The sequence below is a fragment of the Cutibacterium avidum ATCC 25577 genome (genome assembly GCF_000227295.1).
In the GTDB taxonomy this organism is placed as follows: Bacteria; Actinomycetota; Actinomycetes; order Propionibacteriales; family Propionibacteriaceae; genus Cutibacterium; species Cutibacterium avidum.
Window position 1 is genome coordinate 1,880,441 of the sequence record NZ_JH165054.1, and the last position, 18,219, is coordinate 1,898,659.

Annotated in this window: 15 protein-coding genes and 1 tRNA gene; 6 read left to right on the plus strand and 10 right to left on the minus strand. The window is 62.3% G+C overall.

The annotated features are described in order from the left end of the window. The first annotated feature begins 35 nt into the window (after positions 1–35). Entirely contained in the window at positions 36–1,253 is a 1,218-nt protein-coding gene (locus tag HMPREF9153_RS08415) for an acetyl-CoA hydrolase/transferase C-terminal domain-containing protein (protein WP_004811262.1), read from the plus strand. Here the strand turns inward: HMPREF9153_RS08415 and HMPREF9153_RS08420 are convergent, their stop codons facing one another. The 7 genes from HMPREF9153_RS08420 to prcB form a co-directional block, all read right to left on the minus strand. Beyond that, a complete protein-coding gene (locus tag HMPREF9153_RS08420; RefSeq protein WP_023032715.1) occupies positions 1,254–2,102 on the minus strand; it encodes an HAD family hydrolase in 849 nt (282 codons plus the stop codon). Positions 2,103–2,180: 78 nt separating this feature from the next. After that, a tRNA-Pro gene (locus HMPREF9153_RS08425) sits at positions 2,181–2,254 on the minus strand. A gap of 63 nt (positions 2,255–2,317) precedes the next feature. Beyond that, positions 2,318–3,688: a ribosome biogenesis GTPase Der gene (gene der / locus HMPREF9153_RS08430; RefSeq protein WP_004811266.1), complete on the minus strand. Its 1,371-nt coding sequence runs from the start codon at positions 3,686–3,688 to the stop codon at positions 2,318–2,320. A 64-nt stretch (positions 3,689–3,752) separates the two neighbouring features. Next, positions 3,753–4,424: a (d)CMP kinase gene (gene cmk, locus HMPREF9153_RS08435; RefSeq protein ID WP_004811268.1), complete on the minus strand. Its 672-nt coding sequence runs from the start codon at positions 4,422–4,424 to the stop codon at positions 3,753–3,755. Between the two features lie 62 nt (positions 4,425–4,486). After that, complete coding sequence (locus HMPREF9153_RS08440) at positions 4,487–5,650, minus strand: prephenate dehydrogenase (RefSeq protein ID WP_138237544.1); 1,164 nt, start codon at positions 5,648–5,650, stop codon at positions 4,487–4,489. Then, positions 5,571–6,248, minus strand: coding sequence for a proteasome subunit alpha (prcA, locus tag HMPREF9153_RS08445; RefSeq protein WP_004811272.1), 678 nt, complete (start codon positions 6,246–6,248; stop codon positions 5,571–5,573). The genes HMPREF9153_RS08440 and prcA overlap by 80 nt, the downstream gene beginning before the upstream one ends. After that, a complete protein-coding gene (gene prcB, locus HMPREF9153_RS08450) occupies positions 6,245–7,084 on the minus strand; it encodes a proteasome subunit beta (protein ID WP_004811273.1) in 840 nt (279 codons plus the stop codon). Before prcB ends, prcA begins: the two co-directional genes overlap by 4 nt. A 143-nt stretch (positions 7,085–7,227) precedes the next feature. Between prcB and HMPREF9153_RS08455 the strand changes: the two genes are divergently transcribed. From HMPREF9153_RS08455 to HMPREF9153_RS08470, 4 genes are read left to right on the plus strand one after another with little or no spacing between them, the layout of a single operon-like run. After that, on the plus strand, positions 7,228–7,848 hold the full coding sequence (locus HMPREF9153_RS08455) for a TetR/AcrR family transcriptional regulator (protein WP_021108458.1): 621 nt from the start codon (positions 7,228–7,230) through the stop codon (positions 7,846–7,848). After that, positions 7,848–8,756, plus strand: a complete 909-nt coding sequence (locus HMPREF9153_RS08460) for an ATP-binding cassette domain-containing protein (protein ID WP_004811277.1) — start codon at positions 7,848–7,850, stop codon at positions 8,754–8,756. The genes HMPREF9153_RS08455 and HMPREF9153_RS08460 overlap by 1 nt, the downstream gene beginning before the upstream one ends. 3 nt (positions 8,757–8,759) lie before the next feature. Then, complete coding sequence (locus HMPREF9153_RS08465; protein ID WP_004811278.1) at positions 8,760–10,946, plus strand: YhgE/Pip domain-containing protein; 2,187 nt, start codon at positions 8,760–8,762, stop codon at positions 10,944–10,946. Beyond that, entirely contained in the window at positions 10,943–11,335 is a 393-nt protein-coding gene (locus HMPREF9153_RS08470) for a DUF3054 domain-containing protein (protein ID WP_004811280.1), read from the plus strand. Before HMPREF9153_RS08465 ends, HMPREF9153_RS08470 begins: the two co-directional genes overlap by 4 nt. 114 nt (positions 11,336–11,449) lie before the next feature. On the opposite strand, the gene HMPREF9153_RS08475 is transcribed toward HMPREF9153_RS08470, so the two are convergent. Further along, positions 11,450–13,072, minus strand: a complete 1,623-nt coding sequence (locus tag HMPREF9153_RS08475) for an HAD-IA family hydrolase (RefSeq protein ID WP_004811282.1) — start codon at positions 13,070–13,072, stop codon at positions 11,450–11,452. 7 nt (positions 13,073–13,079) lie between these two features. Beyond that, positions 13,080–16,565, minus strand: coding sequence for a methionine synthase (gene metH, locus HMPREF9153_RS08480; protein WP_004811283.1), 3,486 nt, complete (start codon positions 16,563–16,565; stop codon positions 13,080–13,082). Between the two features lie 51 nt (positions 16,566–16,616). Between metH and HMPREF9153_RS08485 the strand changes: the two genes are divergently transcribed. Continuing rightward, positions 16,617–17,423 (plus strand): proteasome assembly chaperone family protein, encoded by an 807-nt coding sequence (locus HMPREF9153_RS08485; RefSeq protein ID WP_004811285.1) that lies wholly within the window; start codon positions 16,617–16,619, stop codon positions 17,421–17,423. A 9-nt stretch (positions 17,424–17,432) separates the two neighbouring features. Here the strand turns inward: HMPREF9153_RS08485 and rpe are convergent, their stop codons facing one another. After that, positions 17,433–18,104 (minus strand): ribulose-phosphate 3-epimerase, encoded by a 672-nt coding sequence (gene rpe / locus HMPREF9153_RS08490; RefSeq protein ID WP_004811287.1) that lies wholly within the window; start codon positions 18,102–18,104, stop codon positions 17,433–17,435. Positions 18,105–18,219: the final 115 nt, after the last annotated feature.

Here is an 18,219-nt window from a genome sequence, read left to right on the forward strand (position 1 = left end):
GAAGGGTCCCAGCCACTACGCTCTTTGTCGTGCGCATGATGGATCAAGTCGGCCTTGAACGCGTCTTGCGGGGTGTGGCAGGCCAGCCGCGGGTGGTCTGTGGCGGTTCGGGGGCCACTCCCCTACCACTCCTGGGCATCATCGACCGATGTGTCGAGACGTGGCGGTTGGTGTGCATCAATGCGCCAGTCGGTGTACCCACACGCAAGGACGTCGTTCACGAGACGATCTTCATCGGCCCGGGTGGTCGACGTGCCGAGAGCCTCGAGTATGTCCCCTGTCGTTTGAGCCTGGCACCGAGCCTCTACGAGGAGCGACTCGCACCCGACATCCTCGTTCTGCACACCAGCACTCCACGCAATGGCACCGTGAGCATGGGCATTGAGGTCCAGGTGTTGCCGGCCGCCCTCGACGCGGCCAAGCGGCGAGGTGCTCTCATCATTGCCCAGGTCAATCCGAACATGCCCCATGTCCTCGGCGACGGAATCGTTGACGTCGATGACATTGACATCGGCGTTTTCGTCGACGCTTCCCTGCCAACTGCCTCCATGCCGTCCCCGGGTCCGCTGGCCCGCCAGATCGGTGACCGGGTGGCTTCCCGGATCCGTGACGGCGCCACCCTCCAGGTGGGGATCGGTGCGGTTCCTGACGCCGTCGTCGCTCAGCTGCCCGAGGACATCCACGTGGGCGTGTGGACCGAACTCCTCACCGACTCCATCCGTCTCCTGGACGAAGCTCACACCTTGGACGATCGCGTCGTCACCGGCACCTTCGCGATGGGAACACCCGCCTTGTACGAGTGGCTCGACGACAATCCGCGGGTACGGTTGCTGCGCTGCGAGACCACGAATGACCCCGGGATCATCGCTGGCCAGCCCAAGGCCACCAGTGTCAATACGGCTTTGCAGGTGGACCTGTTCGGTCAGGTCAACGCAACTCGAGTCGGTACCAAGATCCATTCCGGAGTCGGTGGATCCACCGACTTCCTGGTGGGCGCCATGCACTCCCCCGGCGGTCAGGCCCTCATCACCATGCGCAGTTGGCATCCGAAAGCCAACCGTTCGACGATCGTGGACACGCTTGATTCACCGGTTTCGGCGATCCAGCCCTCGGTCATCATCACGGAGCAGGGCACGGCTGAGCTGTTCGGAAACTCCCAGAATGAGCAGGCTCGTCAACTCATCGAGAACACTGCCCACCCGGACGCCCGCGACCATCTCTGGCAGCGGGCCCGGGAGTTTGGGTTGGCCTGATCAGGCGTCGGGTACTTCGACGTCGAGGAGCTCGGCGAGGACCGTGATGACGCCATTCTCCTTGTTGGACGGAGCAACGTAGTTCGAGGCCTCAATGATGTCGGGATGGGCGTTGGCCATTGCGAAGGACCACTTCGCCAGCGGCATCATCTCAAGGTCATTGAGGAAGTCGCCGAAGATCGCCGTCTGGTCCGGGGTGACACCCAGATCGGCCTGCACAGCCTTGACGGCACTGCCCTTGTTCACGCCGGGGTTCATGATGTCGACCCAGTTCGGGGTGGCAAGGATGACCTGGTGGTCAGGGGCGATGCGCTGCATCGTCGGGTGAGTGACCTCGGAGGCCTCGCCGAAGTCATAGATGGACAGCTTGATGACGTCGCCGGTGTGCTCGGTGAGGTCATCGACGACGGTGTGGCTGTGGTAGTAGGTCGCGACGTGGGAGACAAAAAGGTCATCCCCGCGCTCGAGGTATGCGATGGACTTGGTCGCGACGACCAAACCGACGTCATGCCCATCTTCGACGAGCCTTCGAACTCCCTCAATCACCTCGTGCGCAAGGTCGGGGTCGATGATCGATGAGGAGACGTCGGCGCCATCGCGGACGACATAGGTACCGTTCTCCGAGATGATTGGCATCCCGTCGAGGTGGGAATGGAACATCGTGGACAGGGTGGCGCACTGGCGTCCGGAGGCCGGTACGAAGGCGACGTCACGATCCTTCATGATCTCCAGGAGTGGCCACAGCTGGGCCGGGATGTTCCCCTCGCCGTCGAGGAGGGTGCCATCCATGTCGGAGATGACCAGTCGGAGATCGTCGGCGGGGGCAGGAAACGGGGTTGGCTTCGGCATGTCCACCCGCTCAGAATAGCGACGTGGAATATAGACGACTGATGCCTGGCGAGAAAAACATTCCCACCAGGCATTTTGTCGGGCTGACAGGATTTGAACCTGCGACCCCTTGACCCCCAGTCAAGTGCGCTACCAAGCTGCGCTACAGCCCGATTGGATCGCTCGGCGACCCGAAGATGTACACTAGCGTACTTCCGCTCCTACGACCAAATCCGTCACTTCTTGTTGCGCTTCTCACGCGGACGGATTTCGACATGCACTGGCGATCCGGCGAAGCCGAAGTCCTCGCGCAGCCGCCGGATGATGAACCGCACGTACCCCTGGTCGAACATTCCGGAGGTGAACAGAGCGAAGGTCGGCGGGCAGTTGTGAGCCTGAGTGCCGAAGAGGATCCGCGGCTGTTTGCCACCACGAACCGGGTGCGGGTGTGCAGCCGCCAGACGTCCGAGGAAGGCATTGAGCTTGCCGGTCGAGACCCTCGTCTCCCAACCTGCGGCAGCCGTCTCGATGGCCTTCTCGAGCTTGTCAACGTTGCGACCTTTGAGAGCAGAAATGTTGATCCGGGGAGCCCACGCATAGGCCTGCACATCCCGTTCGATCTCGCGCTCCAGGTAACGCCGACGCTCGTCGTCAGTCAAGTCCCACTTGTTGTAGGCGATGACCATCGCGCGTCCGGCTTCTTCGACCATCGTAAGGATGCGCAGATCCTGGTCACTGATCGACTCCGAGGCGTCGATGACGACCACACACACCTCGGCGCGCTCGATGGCGGCCTGGGTGCGCAGGGAGGCGTAGTACTCGTGCCCGGCGGCCTCCTTGACCCGTTTCCGCAGACCTGCGGTGTCGATGAACTGGTACAGGGTGTTGCCAACGGTGACGAGCTCGTCGACCGGGTCCACAGTCGTACCGGACACGTCTGAAACCACGGCGCGGTTCTGACGGGCCAGTCGGTTCAGCAGCGAGGATTTGCCGACGTTCGGCTTGCCCACGATGGCGACACGGCGCGGACCACCTGTCGTCTCATAACTGGCCGGGCTTTCCGGGAGCACCTCGATGAGGGCGTCGAGCAGATCACCCGACCCACGACCATGCATGGCGGACACCGGGTGGGGCTCCCCCAGACCGAGGTTCCACATCGTCGCGGCCTCGGCCTCGCCACGCACGTCGTCAACCTTGTTGGCTGCGACGACGACGGGCTTGCGCGACTGCCTCAGCACCTGGACGACGGCTTCGTCCTCGTCAGTCGTACCGACATTGGCGTCGACGACGAACAGCACCGCGTCGGCTGTCGAGATGGCGAGCTCAGCTTGCTCAGCGATCATGGCGGCCATGCCTGAGGCATCGGAGGCCCAACCACCGGTGTCTACGAGCACGAACTGACGACCGGACCACTCAGCGTCATAGGACACCCGGTCTCGGGTCACGCCGGGGACATCCTGCACAACAGCCGCTCGGCGTCCGAGGATGCGGTTGACGAGGGTGGACTTACCCACATTGGGCCGCCCGACGACGGCGACGACCGGCTTGGGAAGGGCCTCCTCGGTGCCGTCGCTGGGGCCGTCGAAGAACTCGGGCGAGTCGGACATGAGGACACACTCCTGCTAGGGGACTGAACCACGGTACACGGTCTCGCGCCCGCGGAAACGTTGCTCAGCGCAGCGACTGAGGAACCAGGCCGATGACGGCGTCGATGACCTGCTCCAGATTGAGGCGGGTGGAGTCGATCAACGTAACCCCTTCCGCCGGCTGCTCAAAGGTCGATACCGTCGAGTCGTCACGGTCGCGACGCACAATCGAGTCGATGACCTGTTCCATGTCGACCTTCTCCCCCAGCTCGGCCTGACGCCGAGCGATGCGGACGGCAGGGTCGGCCACCAGAAGCACCCTCACCTGGGCGTCGGGGCACACCACCGTGGTGATGTCGCGACCTTCCATGACGATGCGTCCGCAGTTGGCCGCGATCTGGCGCATGCGAGCGGTGAGGGCGTCTCGAACAGGCTGAATGGTCGCAACCGCAGACACCTTGGCACTGGTCTCCGGATACCGGATCTCCTCGGTGACGTCGTCACCATCAATGACGACGAGGTCGTGGTCGGCAGAGGTGTCGATGTCCAACCGGCAGGTGCGAGCCACCTCAATGGCGTCGGACGGATTGGTCTTCGGATCAATTCCCAGATGAGCGACGCGACAGGCCACCGCACGATACATCGATCCGGTGTCCAGATGGGCCGCGCCGAGGCGATTGGCAACCCCCCGAGAGGTCGACGACTTGCCTGACCCGCTGGGCCCGTCAATGGCGATGACAAGAGGTGAGGTTGACACGTTCTGCCTGCCTTTCAATGGCGATCCGACCAGGCGAGACTATCGGCATCCACCGACAGCAGTCAGGAACGCACCGTCCATCCCTGATCGCGCATTGACACCGTCAGCTGCTCAGCCCGATCGGGGGCAACATCGATCGACAGGAAACCGACCTCACGGGCCGGATCGTGCTCGACCGAGAGGTCCTCGACGTTGATACCAGCAGCCTCGACATCAGCGAACAACCTCGCCAGGGCACCAGGCGCATCGGGAATCTCGACGACGACCGCCGTGGTCTTCATCATCTCGTGACCATGCTTACCGGCGACTTTGCGTGCCCCCGACTGCCCGACACCGAGGAACTCCTCCAAGAGATCGGGGTCGTCGAGGCGAGACAACAAGTCGTCGAGGTCGGCGCGAATGGCCTCCAACTGGCTACGCACCTCGGCCCGGTTGGCGTTGAGGATCTGGCGCCACATGGCGGTCTGGGAACGAGCCACCCGCGTGACGTCACGGATGCCTGATCCAGCGAGCCGCAGGTGCTCAGGACGTGCATGCCGCAGATTGGCCGCCGTGAGGATGCTCATGAGGTGAGGAAGGTGGGACACCTCGGCGACGGCTCGGTCGTGCTCGTCAGCATCCATGCTCACCACACGAGCGCCGCACGTCCTGGCCAGAGCAATGACCTGCTCGACGTCATCATGCCGGTTGTCAGTACGGGGAGTCACCACCCAGGTGCGGTCGACGAACAGTTCGCCGGAAGCTGTCAACGGGCCTGTGTACTGAGTGCCAGCCATGGGGTGTGAGCCGACGTACCTGGTGACATCGACATCTCGACCAGCTGTCAAGTCGATGAGTTCGGCGAGCACCGCTCCCTTGACCGACGCGGTGTCCGTGACGACGGCGCGGGGATGACGGTTGAGGCGCTCGACGATGGTCGAGGCGACAGCGGCGGGCGGGGTTGCCACCACGACGACCCGATACGCATCGTCGTCGAGGCCGTCCAGCTGGCCTGCGCCACGTCCGGCCGCCACCAGGGCGTTGCCGCGATCGATGTCCCACAGGTGGACGTCGGCCCCCGCGGCGACGAGGGCTTTCCCGACTGACGCACCGATGAGTCCTGCACCGACGATGAGAATGGGACCCCTCAAGGCCAGTGCAACGTCCTCAGGACTCGTCACTGTCAGCCTCCAGCACGGTGGCAGCGTCGAGACGACGGAAGTGGCGTCGGGTCGAGGCGTGGCGATCGAGCAGTCCCACTTCGATGCTCTCTGGTTCAGCCTCAAGAACACTCATCGAAGCCCGAACGACCTCAGACACCGACGCATGGTCCGGCAGGTCGAAAGAGTACTCAGAAGCCACCCCCATGAGAACGGGATCAGTGCTGACACGCACGGTCCCGTCGAAGTCAATGGTGTAGAAGCGGTCCTCGGAGGGGACGAGGCCGAGCTCTGCCACGGTCACCTGGACCTGGTAGGGCTTGACCTCAGGGCGGGTGAAGACCTTGCCGATGATGCGGGAGTACATGCTCGCCAAGCTGCGTCCCGTGACGTCAAGTCGGTCATAGGCGTAGGCACGAAGATCGGCGAAACGAATGCCCGCCACCCGCAGGTCCTCGGCCTCATGGAAGATCCCGACCGCGGCAAAGGCAAGCCGATCGTGAATCTCGGAGATCGACCTCATACCCCTGGGAAGATCTGCACCACTCTGACAGGCAACCAACGCAATGCCCTCCACGCAACGAGCGACGACGATGCCGTCACCTCCATCACGGATCGAATCAGACACGAAACTGGCCCGGTCGGCCACCCACTGACTCGGTGGAACGTAGGCAGGAATCGTCATGACTGGACCTCCTCGTGCTCCGTCTCGGCGGTGATCTCGTCGACGACCCGCTTCGCCAGCACCGCGACTTCCTCGGTGGGAATCCGCGTGACACCGGTGGAATCGGCATGTGCAACGGTCGGGTACAGACCACGAGACAAATCAGGTCCCGACAGGGCCGAGGTGGTGTTGTCGCTGATGGCGGTGTGCAGAGCGCGAATCGCAAGCATGATGGCTTCGTCGCGATCCATCCCAGGGCGGTAACCGTCATTGAGGACATCGGTGGCGAACAGAGTCCCGGACCCGACGCAGGCGTGAGCGTGCTTCTCGGTGCATCCACCCGTTCCGTCATAGGAAAAGATGCGTCCACGGTGAGCGAGGTCATCCCACCCGGCCAGCAATGGCGTCACAGCCATACCCTGAGCCATCATCGTGCCGTTCGAGCGCACCAGACTCGACAACCTCGCGGCTCGACCGTCCATGCTGATCCGTTGTCCCTGGATCTTCTCGAGGTGATCGACCTCGGCCTGGAAGAGACGAATCATCTCCCCCGAGAGACCCGCTGCGCCTGCAACTCCGGTCACACAGCGATCATCGGTGCCGAGAATTCGGTCAATATCTCGCTGATTTGGGCGCCGCGTCATCGCCGATCCGAGGTCGGCGGCGGCTATCACACCCCCGCTGCAACGGATGGCCAGCACCGTTCTGCCGTGCCTCGACAGCTCAGGAACACTGGTGTCCACCGTCGTCGGAGGCAGCAGCTCAGGGGCCACACGCCTCAAGAACAGGGCAAACGAATCGGTGGTTGTACTCGCGGTGAGGTAATCCTCATCGAGATCGGACAGCGACAGTGGCATGACCCTCCTCGTCACGGATGCACTCGGGATTTCCAGCCTAGCCGACCGATTTGGGTACAGACCCCGATGCAGATACCATCGGTATCCGATACCAGTGGTACTGCCCACGATCCCCTTGCTCTTTCGAAGGACGACAACCCGTGATGCCTGCCGCAGTGGAAAGACCTCATCGCGACGAGGTCAAAAACCGCATACTCGTCGCTGCCACCGAAAATTTCGAACGGGACGGCTATGCCGGCGCGAGTCTGCGCCGCATCGCATCGGATGCCGGATTCACCAAAGGGGCCGTGTATTCCAATTTCGGGTCCAAGCCCGACCTCTTCGGACAGGTGTGCACCGAAAGGCTTGCCAGTGGCGAGAGGGATGTCGTCGATGCCCTCTCCCCCATCTTGTCGAGCGGTGGCAGCCCCGACGAGGTCATGAGGCAGATCAGCGAGAAGCTCACGGAGATCCTCCTGGAAGATGCTCCGTGGCAGGTCATTCTCGCGGAATTCCGTGCTCTGGCCCGCCATGACGAGGAGATCGCCGAGGCCTACACAAAACTGCAGAAACAGCGGATCGCTCAACTGGTCGATTTGACGACCCAGTACTGTGTACTCGACCGCGTCAAGTCCGCGGAGGATGCCAACCCACGCAGCCTCGCGGTGGTGGTCCTCAGCCTGGTCAACGTGCTTGCCCTGGAACACTCCGTGGCCAGTGCAGTCATTGACCAGCAGGTCATAACGGATGTCATCGAACGTTCAATCAGGGGGTTCCTCCAGTGATGCGTTTCTCGAAACGTCCTCCGGTCGACACCCAGGCCCTTGAGGACGCCTCGGGAGTGGTGCTCCACGCCCGCGACTTGAACGCCCATGGGCGGCAAGGAATGATCTTCGGGCCTCTCGACATGGACCTCGCGCCGCGTCAGCTAGCCGTCATCCATGGCCCCGCCGGCGCCGGAAAGTCGGCCCTGCTGCTGGCCCTCTCCGGACGGTTCCGCAGAACGCGCGGGACCCTCATCATCGACGGCATTGATGCGATGGCCGAGCCCTACCGCGCCATTCATCGCACGTCCGTGGCCCGTATCGCCGATTACGTGGTCCCGGAGGATCGCCTGACCCTCAATGAATCAGTCGCCGAGCGATGCCACCTCGATGCTGTCAACCTCAAGACAGCCGAGAGCAGGGTGCGTCAGATCGAGGAAATCGTCGGTTTCCGCATTGACCGCTCCTGCGAGTTCGAGCAGCTCGAAGCCATTGAGCGTGCCGTGGCGTCGGTGGCTCTTGCCATGCTGAGGGAGACGAAGGTAGTCGTCATTGACGATGCCGATGTCATGGTTCCCCACAACCAGCAGAGATTGTTGTTCGAGATGTTCTCAAAGCTCACTGAGCTCGACGACTCGACCATCATCGCCGCGACAGTGGATGACGACATGGCGCCGCCCGGATCCCTCGACGTCGAACTGCCGGCCCACAACCGTGCCCATGCGGTCACCGACATTCATGGCAACAAGGATGTTGACGGTAATTCTCGCGACCCGGAAGCCCCAGAAGTGACACAGATTCCTCTTGACGGAGAGGAAGAAAAAACCAAGCACGAGGTCGACACCAAGACCGATTCTGCGCCTGACGAAGAAACCGAATACAACACTCCGACGGAAAATACCCATACCGATGACTCCCCCCGGAGATAACGCATGCTGACTCGATTCATCAGACTCGTACAGTTCGAGTTTCGGCGTTTCAAAGGACGCTCCAAGCTCGGCCTCATCTTCATTCTCATTATTCCGCTGCTGTACGGTGGTATTTATCTTCACGCCAACTGGGATCTTTATTCCAATACCGACAAGGTGAAGATTGCGATCGTCAATCATGATAAGCCGGCCACGTTTGATGGTCGGACCATCGAAGGTGGCAAGGAGTTCCAGGAAACTCTGAAGAAGAATCCGCGATTCGACTGGCAGTTCCTCGGAACCGATGAGGGCAAGGCCTATCAGGGTCTTCGTGACGCCGAGTACTTCATGGTCATCGAGGTACCCGAGAACTTCTCGACGAGCATCGTGTCTGCCGGTGACTTCAAGCCGGCTCGGGCGACACTCAAGCTCCACCGTGACGACGCAAACGGATTCATCATCGGTCTGTTGACCTCACAGGTTCAGACAGCCCTTGAGCAGGCCTTGGACCAAAGTGTGTCCGAGACCTACTTCAATGCACTTTTCGTCAACCTGGGCGTCATCAAGGACTCATTGACGAAAGCGTCCGAGGGCTCAGCAACACTCGACTCCGGCATGAAAACCCTTGACGACGGCGTCAATGAGATGAACACCAAGGTCCTGGGGGCGACCAAGGCCGTTGGCGACTCCACCGCAACCGTCAACAAGGTAAATTCCGCACTGGCGAACGCCGATTCGGCAGCGGCCAAGACGTCGATGGCAGTGAGCCAGACCCGGGTGGGTGCCCAAGCCATCACCGGCGCCGCACAAAGCGTCATGGCCGATGCCCAGGCCGTCAATTCTGCAATGATTCCGCTCATCAACAATGTGACCAAGAACCTTCCTGCTTTGCAGAAACAGGCCGGTAACCTCGTCTCCGCGACGGCGACGTTGCAGAATCCCAACGGGAATTCTGTCGTCAAGATTCAGCACGATGTGACCGGGGCGGCGAACAAGGCATCGGCTCTTGCTGCCAAACATCCTGAACTTGCCGATGATCCTGACTACATCGCATTGACCAAGCAAATCAATGGCGCCGCAAGTTCAACGACGACCGTGTCGTCCAATATTGCGGCGGTCGCAAATATCTCGGCAGGCCTCAATCTGAGCCTCAATCAGCAGAATGCTGACACCCTGGCCGACAATGCCAAGGCCTCGCTGAACCGTCTCAACAAGGATGCGCAGCAGGTCAACAATGGCCTTGAGACGATCAACGGTGCCATGGACAACGCTGATTCAGCTGCCCAGGATCTCAACAAGGCTGTCAACAACGCCACCGACGCCGGCCGCGACTTCACCGCGAAAGCTCCGGAAATTGCCTCTGGCGTCATGCAGTTGAGCAATGGTCTGGGGCAGCTCAAGGCGGGTGCTGACGCTCTGTCCAAGGGAGCGACAAAGCTCCATCAGGGCCTCGATACCGGTGCCAAACAGATACCCGGCATGACGGATGACCAGCGCACCAATCTGGCCAATGTCATGAGTTCCCCGGTCGACGTCGAGCAGACCATCCTCCACTCCGCGAAGTACTACGGACGTGGCCTCGCGCCGATGTTCTTCTCCATCGCCATGTGGATCGCCTGCATCTCGACCTTCCTCGTCGTGCGTACCTTCTCCGGTCGTGCCATGACTGGTCGGGCCAATGCCCTGTCGATCGCGCTCGTCGGCTTTGGCCCGCTGGCGGTGATCGCCTTGGTTGGTGCGTACATCATGGCCTTCGGCGTCTGGTTGACCTTGGGACTCGACCCGGTCCATCCCTGGTACTTCATAGGTTTTGTGACGTTGGCATCACTGTCATGGATGATGCTGGCCTTCTGGATGCGACTCATCTTCGGCTCGCCACAGACAGCCATCTTCCTCATCCTCTTGGTACTCCAGCTGCCCACATGTGGCGGAACCTTCCCTGTCACGATGCTGCCGCCGGTCTATCAGAAGCTGGCAGTCGTCATGCCGATGAAGTACTCCGTCGACGCCTTCCGCGTCCTCATCTCAGGTGGACCGATGTCGACGATGGCGCTTGGATTCGCCGTCGAGGGTGGCATCCTCATCATCTCGACGATCATCACCCTGGCCCTTGTCCATCGCCACAAGCTGTTCCGCATGCGTGACCTGCACCCGCCGATGATCACATCGACCTCCACGGCCGACTTCGCCTTCTCCGTGAGGCCGCGATGAATGACGAGCTGGCATCGCCCTCGGTACGACGGGCTCTCGTCGCCGACATCATCTGCGTGATCCTGTTCGCAACGATTGGACGGGCCAGCCACGGGGAGGCCCTCTCCCCCGGTGGCCTGTTACGAACCGGCACGCCGTTCGTGCTGGGCCTTGCCGTCGGTTGGGTCATCGTCGTGACAGCTCGTATCCCGGCACAGCGCTGGCTGGCTGGACTGGTTTTGTGGGCGTCCACCCTCCTCGTGGGAATGGTGGTTCGCTACTTCACCGATCAGGGGGTGGCAGTCGCCTTCATCATCGTGGCGGCAAGCTTTCTGGCTCTCACCCTCATCGGGTGGCGAGCCATGATGATCGGCACCAGGACGGCGCGTCGCAGGAAACGGCAGGTGTGACGGCAAGAGGGCCGGCGGGTGAACCCCGCCGGCCCTCTTCTGTGGTTGTTGATGAAACCGTGCGGTTGAACGCGTCAGCGGCACAGCCACAACGTGGTCATGCGACCCCAACCATCACTTCTCCTCCTTCGGCAACCGCCACTGATCGTGCTCGATGATGTTGCGTGGACGAGGTCCGTGATAGTCAGGCCCGTAAGCGCCCGGAGCAGGGCGACGCTTACGCACTGGCGCCGTCACACCAGGAGCAAGCCGACGTGAAATGACGAGGAAGCCGGTATGACCCGTCGTCCCGTGAGCCGGACGGATGGCCAAGCCTTCAGCGTGCCAGTCCCGGGTCGTCGTCTCGGTGGCCTGCGGCTCCGTCCATCCACCATCGGCACGAAGAGTGTCCATTACCCGACCCATCTGGGTCGTGGTGGCGACATAGCAGCACAGCACGCCGCCCGGAACCAACACCTTGCCAACCGTCTCGACGCACTCCCATGGGGCAAGCATGTCGAGGATGGCGCGGTCGATCGGCTCGGACGTAATGCCAGTCACCAAGTCGGAGACCTTGAGATCCCAGGTGGACGGCACCTCGCCATAGAAGGACTCGACGTTCTTGCGGGCGACGTCAGCGAACTCCTGCCGCCTCTCGTAGGAATACAGGCGTCCGTTCGGCCCAATGGCGCGCAGCAATGGGATCGACAGGCCGCCGGACCCGACTCCGGCCTCCAGTACGCGCGCCCCGGGGAAGATGTCGGCCCACATCGTGATCTGGGCCGCCTCCTTGGGGTAGATGATCGCGGCCTCACGCGGCATCGAGACGGTGAACTCGCTGAGAATCGGTCGCATGGCCAGGAACTGCAAGCCGCCGACGGAGGTGACGACGACTCCCTGAGGCCCGCCGATGAGGTCGTCGTGGCGCACTGCCCCCTTCGTGGTGTGGAAGATGCCACCCGACTGCAGGACGATCGAGTGTTTGCGCCCCTTGGGATCAGTGAGGGTGATCCGCTCCCCAGAACGCAGGACTCCCCCGCCGCCATTTGACACCGGAGCAGCAGGCTCGTCGGCAAGGTGCCACAGGCTGACGAGACCAGCCAGTGACAGACCGGACAGGTCCGGGCGATGAACCCGGCGAGGTCCAGGACCGATCTCGGCCAGCCCGTCAACGGTGAGCACCGCGGCCCCAGCGGTCGTCGCTGAGGTAGTCCCCTTGGGAGAATCCTCGATCGCCAGACAGTCGGCGATGTCGACGCCAAGCCTTTCGGCAGCCAACAAGTACGGATCTGGCGCCGGTTTGGCCGTCCCCGGGGTGACGTCGTCGAAGGTCACAACGGTGTCAAAGGGGTTGCCGATACGGTCGTGGACGGCCTCAAGCACCGGCTCGACGACGGCGTGGGCCGATCCCGTCACGAGCGCCATGGGCACACCGGCCTCACGGATCTCTGTCAGCAGGTCCAGCACACCCGGACGCCACGGCACCTCTCGTTCCCGGTTGAAGGTCGAGACCATCGTGATGAGCTGGTGCCGCACATCCTCGGCGGTTACCGACTCCCCAATCTCTCCGGCCATCGCCTCGCAGACATCGGTCATCGGTCCGCCAGTGAAGCTACTGGCCTTTTCGGGCTCCCACATGATTCCGTGGGAGGACAGAATCGCCAGTTCTGCCTCGACCCAGCGAGGTTCTGTATCGACGAGGGTCCCGTCAAAGTCCCACAACACCGCTGCAAAACGGTTGGCAGTCGAGGTGTGCAAGGACGTCTCACTTGGCGTTGAAATAGTTGGCCTCCGGGTGATGGACGACGAAGGCGTCGGTGGACTGTTCTGGATGGAGCTGGAACTCCTCCGACAGCTCCACACCGATCCTCGCCGGGTTGAGCAGTTTCACCACCTTGGCCCTGTCATCGAGGTTCGGGCAGGCGGCGTACCCGAAACTGTACCGGCAGCCCCGATAGGTCTGATGATCGATGGCATCGGTGACGGAGGTACCGTCGTCGTCAATCCTCAATTCATGACGCACACGGGCGTGCCACATCTCGGCGAGGGCTTCGGTCAACTGAACGGACAGCCCGTGCAACTCGAGGTACTCCCGGTAGGAATTGGCCTCGAAGAGTCGTTGGGTGGCAGCCGAGACGGCCTTGCCCATCGTCACCAGCTGGAAACCAATGACGTCCGGGCCGTACTCGCCAGCCTCGTCGACGTCGCGGAAGAAGTCGACCAGGCAGAGCTTCCGACCACTACTTTGGCGTGGGAAGGTGAACCGGGTGACCTCCCTCGAGGTGTCCTCGGGGTCCAGGATGATGAGGTCGTGCCCCTGGGAGAAGCACGGCCAGTAACCATCAACCACGCCGAACTGGGCCAGGTTCTCCTGACGGATGCGGTCCAGGAGAAGTCGTAGACGGGGCCGAGCCACCTCATTGACCATGCGATCCCAGGACCCGTCGCTGCGCGAACCCTTAAGACCCCATCGGCCCATGAAGGTGGCGCGCTCGTCGAGCCAGACCAACACGTCGGCCAACGGAATACCCGTCGAGACTCTCGAACCCCAGAACGGCGGGGTCGGGATCTCGACCGACCCTGGAACCGGTCGGGCCACATCGGCGCGCGGCGCATTGTCATCAGAAGTCATGTCGTCGGTCTCAACAGCGGCCTGTTTGACCTTGATACGACGGCGTCGAGGCTTCGGGAGTTCAGCTCCCGGAACCCCCTTCTTGACGGCCATCACGGAATCCATGAGGCGAAGTCCCTCGAAGGCGTCCCTCGCGTAGCGCACCTCGCCCTCGAACAGGTCGTTGAGGTCCTCCTCGACGAATGTCCTCGTCAGGGCAGCACCACCGAGCATGACTGGGTATTTGGAAGCCAGTCCGGTCTGGTTCAACTCGAGCAGGTTGTCCTTCATGACCATCGTCGACTTCACCAGCAGACCAGACATGCCGATGACGTCAGCCCGATGGGTCTCGGCGGCCTCGATGATCGCCGTCACCGGCTGCTTGATGCCCAAATTGACGACGTGATAGCCGTTGTTGGAGACGATGATGTCGACGAGGTTCTTGCCGATGTCGTGGACGTCTCCCTTGACCGTGGCGAGCACCAGGGTGCCCTTGCCGGAGGTGTCCGACTTGTCCATGTGAGGCTCGAGGTGAGCGACTGCCATCTTCATGACCTCCGCGGACTGCAGCACGAAGGGAAGCTGCATCTTGCCCGACCCGAAGAGGTCGCCAACCACCTGCATGCCGGCCAGCAGATCCTCGTTCACGATGTCGAGAGCAGCCTTGGACTCCATGGCCTCGTCGAGGTCATCCTCCAGGCCCTTGGCATTGCCGTCGATGATGCGCTGTTTGAGGCGCTCGAACAGCGGCATGGCGGCCAGCTCGGCCTCACGCTCGGCACGCATCGAGGCAGCCGTCACTCCTTCGAAGAGTTCCAGGAAGCGATTGAGCGGGTCATAACCGTCATGACGCCGGTCGTGGACGAGGTCGAGGGCGACCTCGCGCTGTTCCTCCGGAATGCGATCGATCGGCAGGATTTTCGCGGTGTGGACGATGGCCGAGTCCAGACCGGCCTTGACAGCCTCGTGGAGGAAGACCGAGTTGAGGACGATGCGGGCAGCCGGGTTGAGGCCGAAGGAGATGTTCGAGACACCGAGGGTGGTACGTACACCCGGGTAACGCTTCTTGATCTCGGCGATGGCGTTGATGGTCTCCAGACCGTCGCGGCGGGTCTCCTCCTGACCAGTGCCGATCGGGAAGGTGAGGCAGTCGACGAGGATGTCACCAATGTCCATGCCCCAGTTGTCGACGAGATCATCGATGAGACGAGAGGCCACCCGTACCTTCCACTCGGCGGTGCGTGCCTGGCCCTCCTCGTCAATGGTGAGTGCGACGACTCCAGCCCCATTCTCGACGACCATCGGCATGACGCGCTGGTAGCGCGATCCAGGACCGTCCCCGTCCTCGAAGTTCACCGAGTTGATGATGCAGCGACCGGGCAGATGCTCCAGACCGGCAGCCAGGACGTCAGGTTCGGTGGAGTCAAGGATGATTGGCAGCGTGCAGGCGGTGGCCAGTCGGGCGCTGAGTTCGGACATGTCCGCCACGCCATCGCGACCGACGTAGTCGACGCACAGGTCGAGCAAGTGGGCGCCGTCGCGGGTCTGGGCCCTGGCGATGTCAACACACTCATCCCAGTTCTGGGCCAACATCGCTTCACGGAAGGCCTTGGAACCGTTGGCGTTGGTGCGCTCGCCAATGGCCAGATAGGCGGTGTCCTGGCTCAGCGGGACGTCGTTGTACAGGGAGGCCACGGCGTCGACGTGGTGAATCTCGCGCTCGGGAACCGGTCGACCTGAAACCCGCTCGGCAATGGCATGGATGTGGTCGGGGGTGGTACCACAGCAGCCGCCGACGACCGACAGGCCGTAACGATCAACGTAGTCGTCCAGAACAGGGGCAAGATCGTCAGGACCAAGGGGATAGCGGGCCCCCTCCCCCGTGATCTCGGGCAGGCCGGCGTTCGGCATGCACATGATCGGCACCTGTGCGCCGCGGGACAGGGTGCGCAGGTGCTCGGCCATCTCGGCGGGTCCGGTGGCGCAGTTGAGGCCGATGGCGTCGACGCCGAGAGATTCCAGCACCGTCAACGCTGCACCGCTCTCCGACCCCATGAGCATGATTCCGGTGGTCTCGACGGTGAAGTCGACGAGAATAGGCAGGTCGACCTTGCGCGCGGTGGCGGCACGATGAGCGCCTATGATTGCGGCGCGAGCCTGCAAGAGGTCCTGGCAGGTCTCGATCTGGACGCCGTCGGCGCCCGCGTCAATCATGGCCTCGATGACCTGCTGGTAGACATCGCGGATGGCGGCGAAACCAATCTGACGAAGGGTCGGCAGCTTGGTTCCCGGACCGATCGATCCAACGACGTAACGCGGCTTGTCCGTACGCTTGTCAGCTGCCTCGCGAGCCAGTTTCGTGGCAGCAGATGCCAGTTCGACAGCACGTGGAGCGATGCCGTACTCCGTCAGGGCCGGCAGGTTCACACCGAAGGTGTTGGTCTCGATGATGTCAGCCCCGGAATCCAGGTAGGCGTCATGAATGCGGGAGATGACATCGGGTCGGGTGACATTGAGTATCTCGTTGCAGCCCTCAAGTCCCTGGAAGTCATCTATCGTGAGATCGCTGCTCTGCAGCATCGTGCCCATGGCGCCATCAATGACGAGAACGTGCCGGGACAGAGCGGTGCGAAGGGTCATGGGTTCCAGCCTAGGGGTCAGGCTAGCCTTGGCACCATGCGATTTCGACACATGGACCGGCCATGGGTCGTGGTGGCCTTCAGTGGCTGGAACGACGCCGGCTCGGCCGCCACCCAAGCGGCGACCCTCATCGCTAAGTACTCCGAGGCGAAAACCTGGCGGACGATTGGTGGCGAGGAGTTCCACGACTTCCGTCAGACCCGTCCTGCCATCACCGTCATGAATGACGTCGAAATCGTCAACTGGCCGTGCACGACGATCCGTGTTGGCGGGTGGCAAGGCCAGCCGATCGTCATCGTCACCGGTCCGGAGCCAAGTCTGCGCTGGCGAACCTACTGCTTCCGCTTGCTGCGGCGACTACGCAAGCTCAAACCGGCTGGTCTCGTCGTGCTTGGCGCGATGGCCACTGATGTCGCCCACACACGGCAATTGCCCGTGATGGTCTCGACGACCGACCCTGACCTCGTCAGTGCCCTGGGGGCGGAGAAGCTCGAGTACGACGGCCCGACGGGCATCCCCTTCGTCCTTGTCACAGAGGCACGGCGCCACGACTTCAACGCCATCGGGCTGTGGGTCGGGGTGCCGCAATACGCCTGTGAATCCCCCTGCCCTCCGGCTGTGCAGTCCCTCCTTGTCCGGATCGAGGAACTCACCGGGATTGCCGTGCCGCAAGCTGGTCTCGAGGAGGACAAGCGAGAATGGGTCGGAGCCATCGACGAGGCCCTGTCTGAGCATCCCGAACTGGCCGAGTACGTCGCAGCCCTCGAGACGGAACAGGATGCCACCCTGCCCGAGGGGCTTACGGGAGACGTCCTGGCCGTGGAGTTTCAGTCCTATCTACGCCACCGCGGTACCTGACCGCAGTACTCAGTGGCAGCAGTCCTGGGCCGCCTGAGCCTGATTGCGCAGTGAGGTGACGGCCTGGTCGGGGTCATCGGATCGGTAGACGGCGGAACCCGCCACGAAGGTGTCAGCACCGGCCTCGGCGGCGCGCTCAATGGTGTCAGCCGAGACTCCGCCGTCAATCTGCAACCAGATGTCCGCCCCGGATGCGTCAATGAGTTTGCGTGCACTACGGATCTTGGCGAGAACGGGATCGAGGAATTTCTGTCCGCCGAATCCAGGCTCCACGGTCATGAGGAGAATCTGGTCAAACTCGGTCAGGAAACCAGCGAGCTGCTCGACTGGGGTCGCCGGACGCAGTGCCACAGATGCTCGCGCTCCCATCGCCCGCAGCTCGCGAGCCAGCTTGATGGGCGCGGTGGCAGCTTCCAGGTGGAATGTGACTGACTGGGCACCGGCCTCGACATATTGCGGTGCCCACCTGTCGGGGTCCTCGATCATGAGGTGGACGTCAAACATGAGGTCAGTGGTTGGACGCAGGGATGCCACGAAAGGCGCTCCCATGACGAGGTTCGGCACGAAATGGCCGTCCATGACGTCGATATGCAAACCGTCTGCTGACGGGATTCGTCCCACCTCATCGGCGAGGCTGGCCAAATTGGCATTCAAGATGGACGGCGTGATGCGAACAGTCATGCTGTCAGCCTAGAGGGTCATACAGGGACGCGGGGAAGCACTCTCCTTGCCACGACGTCAAGACCGTGACCCACCATCCCCGCTTGAAGTGATGGGGTATCCAGAGTTGATGACG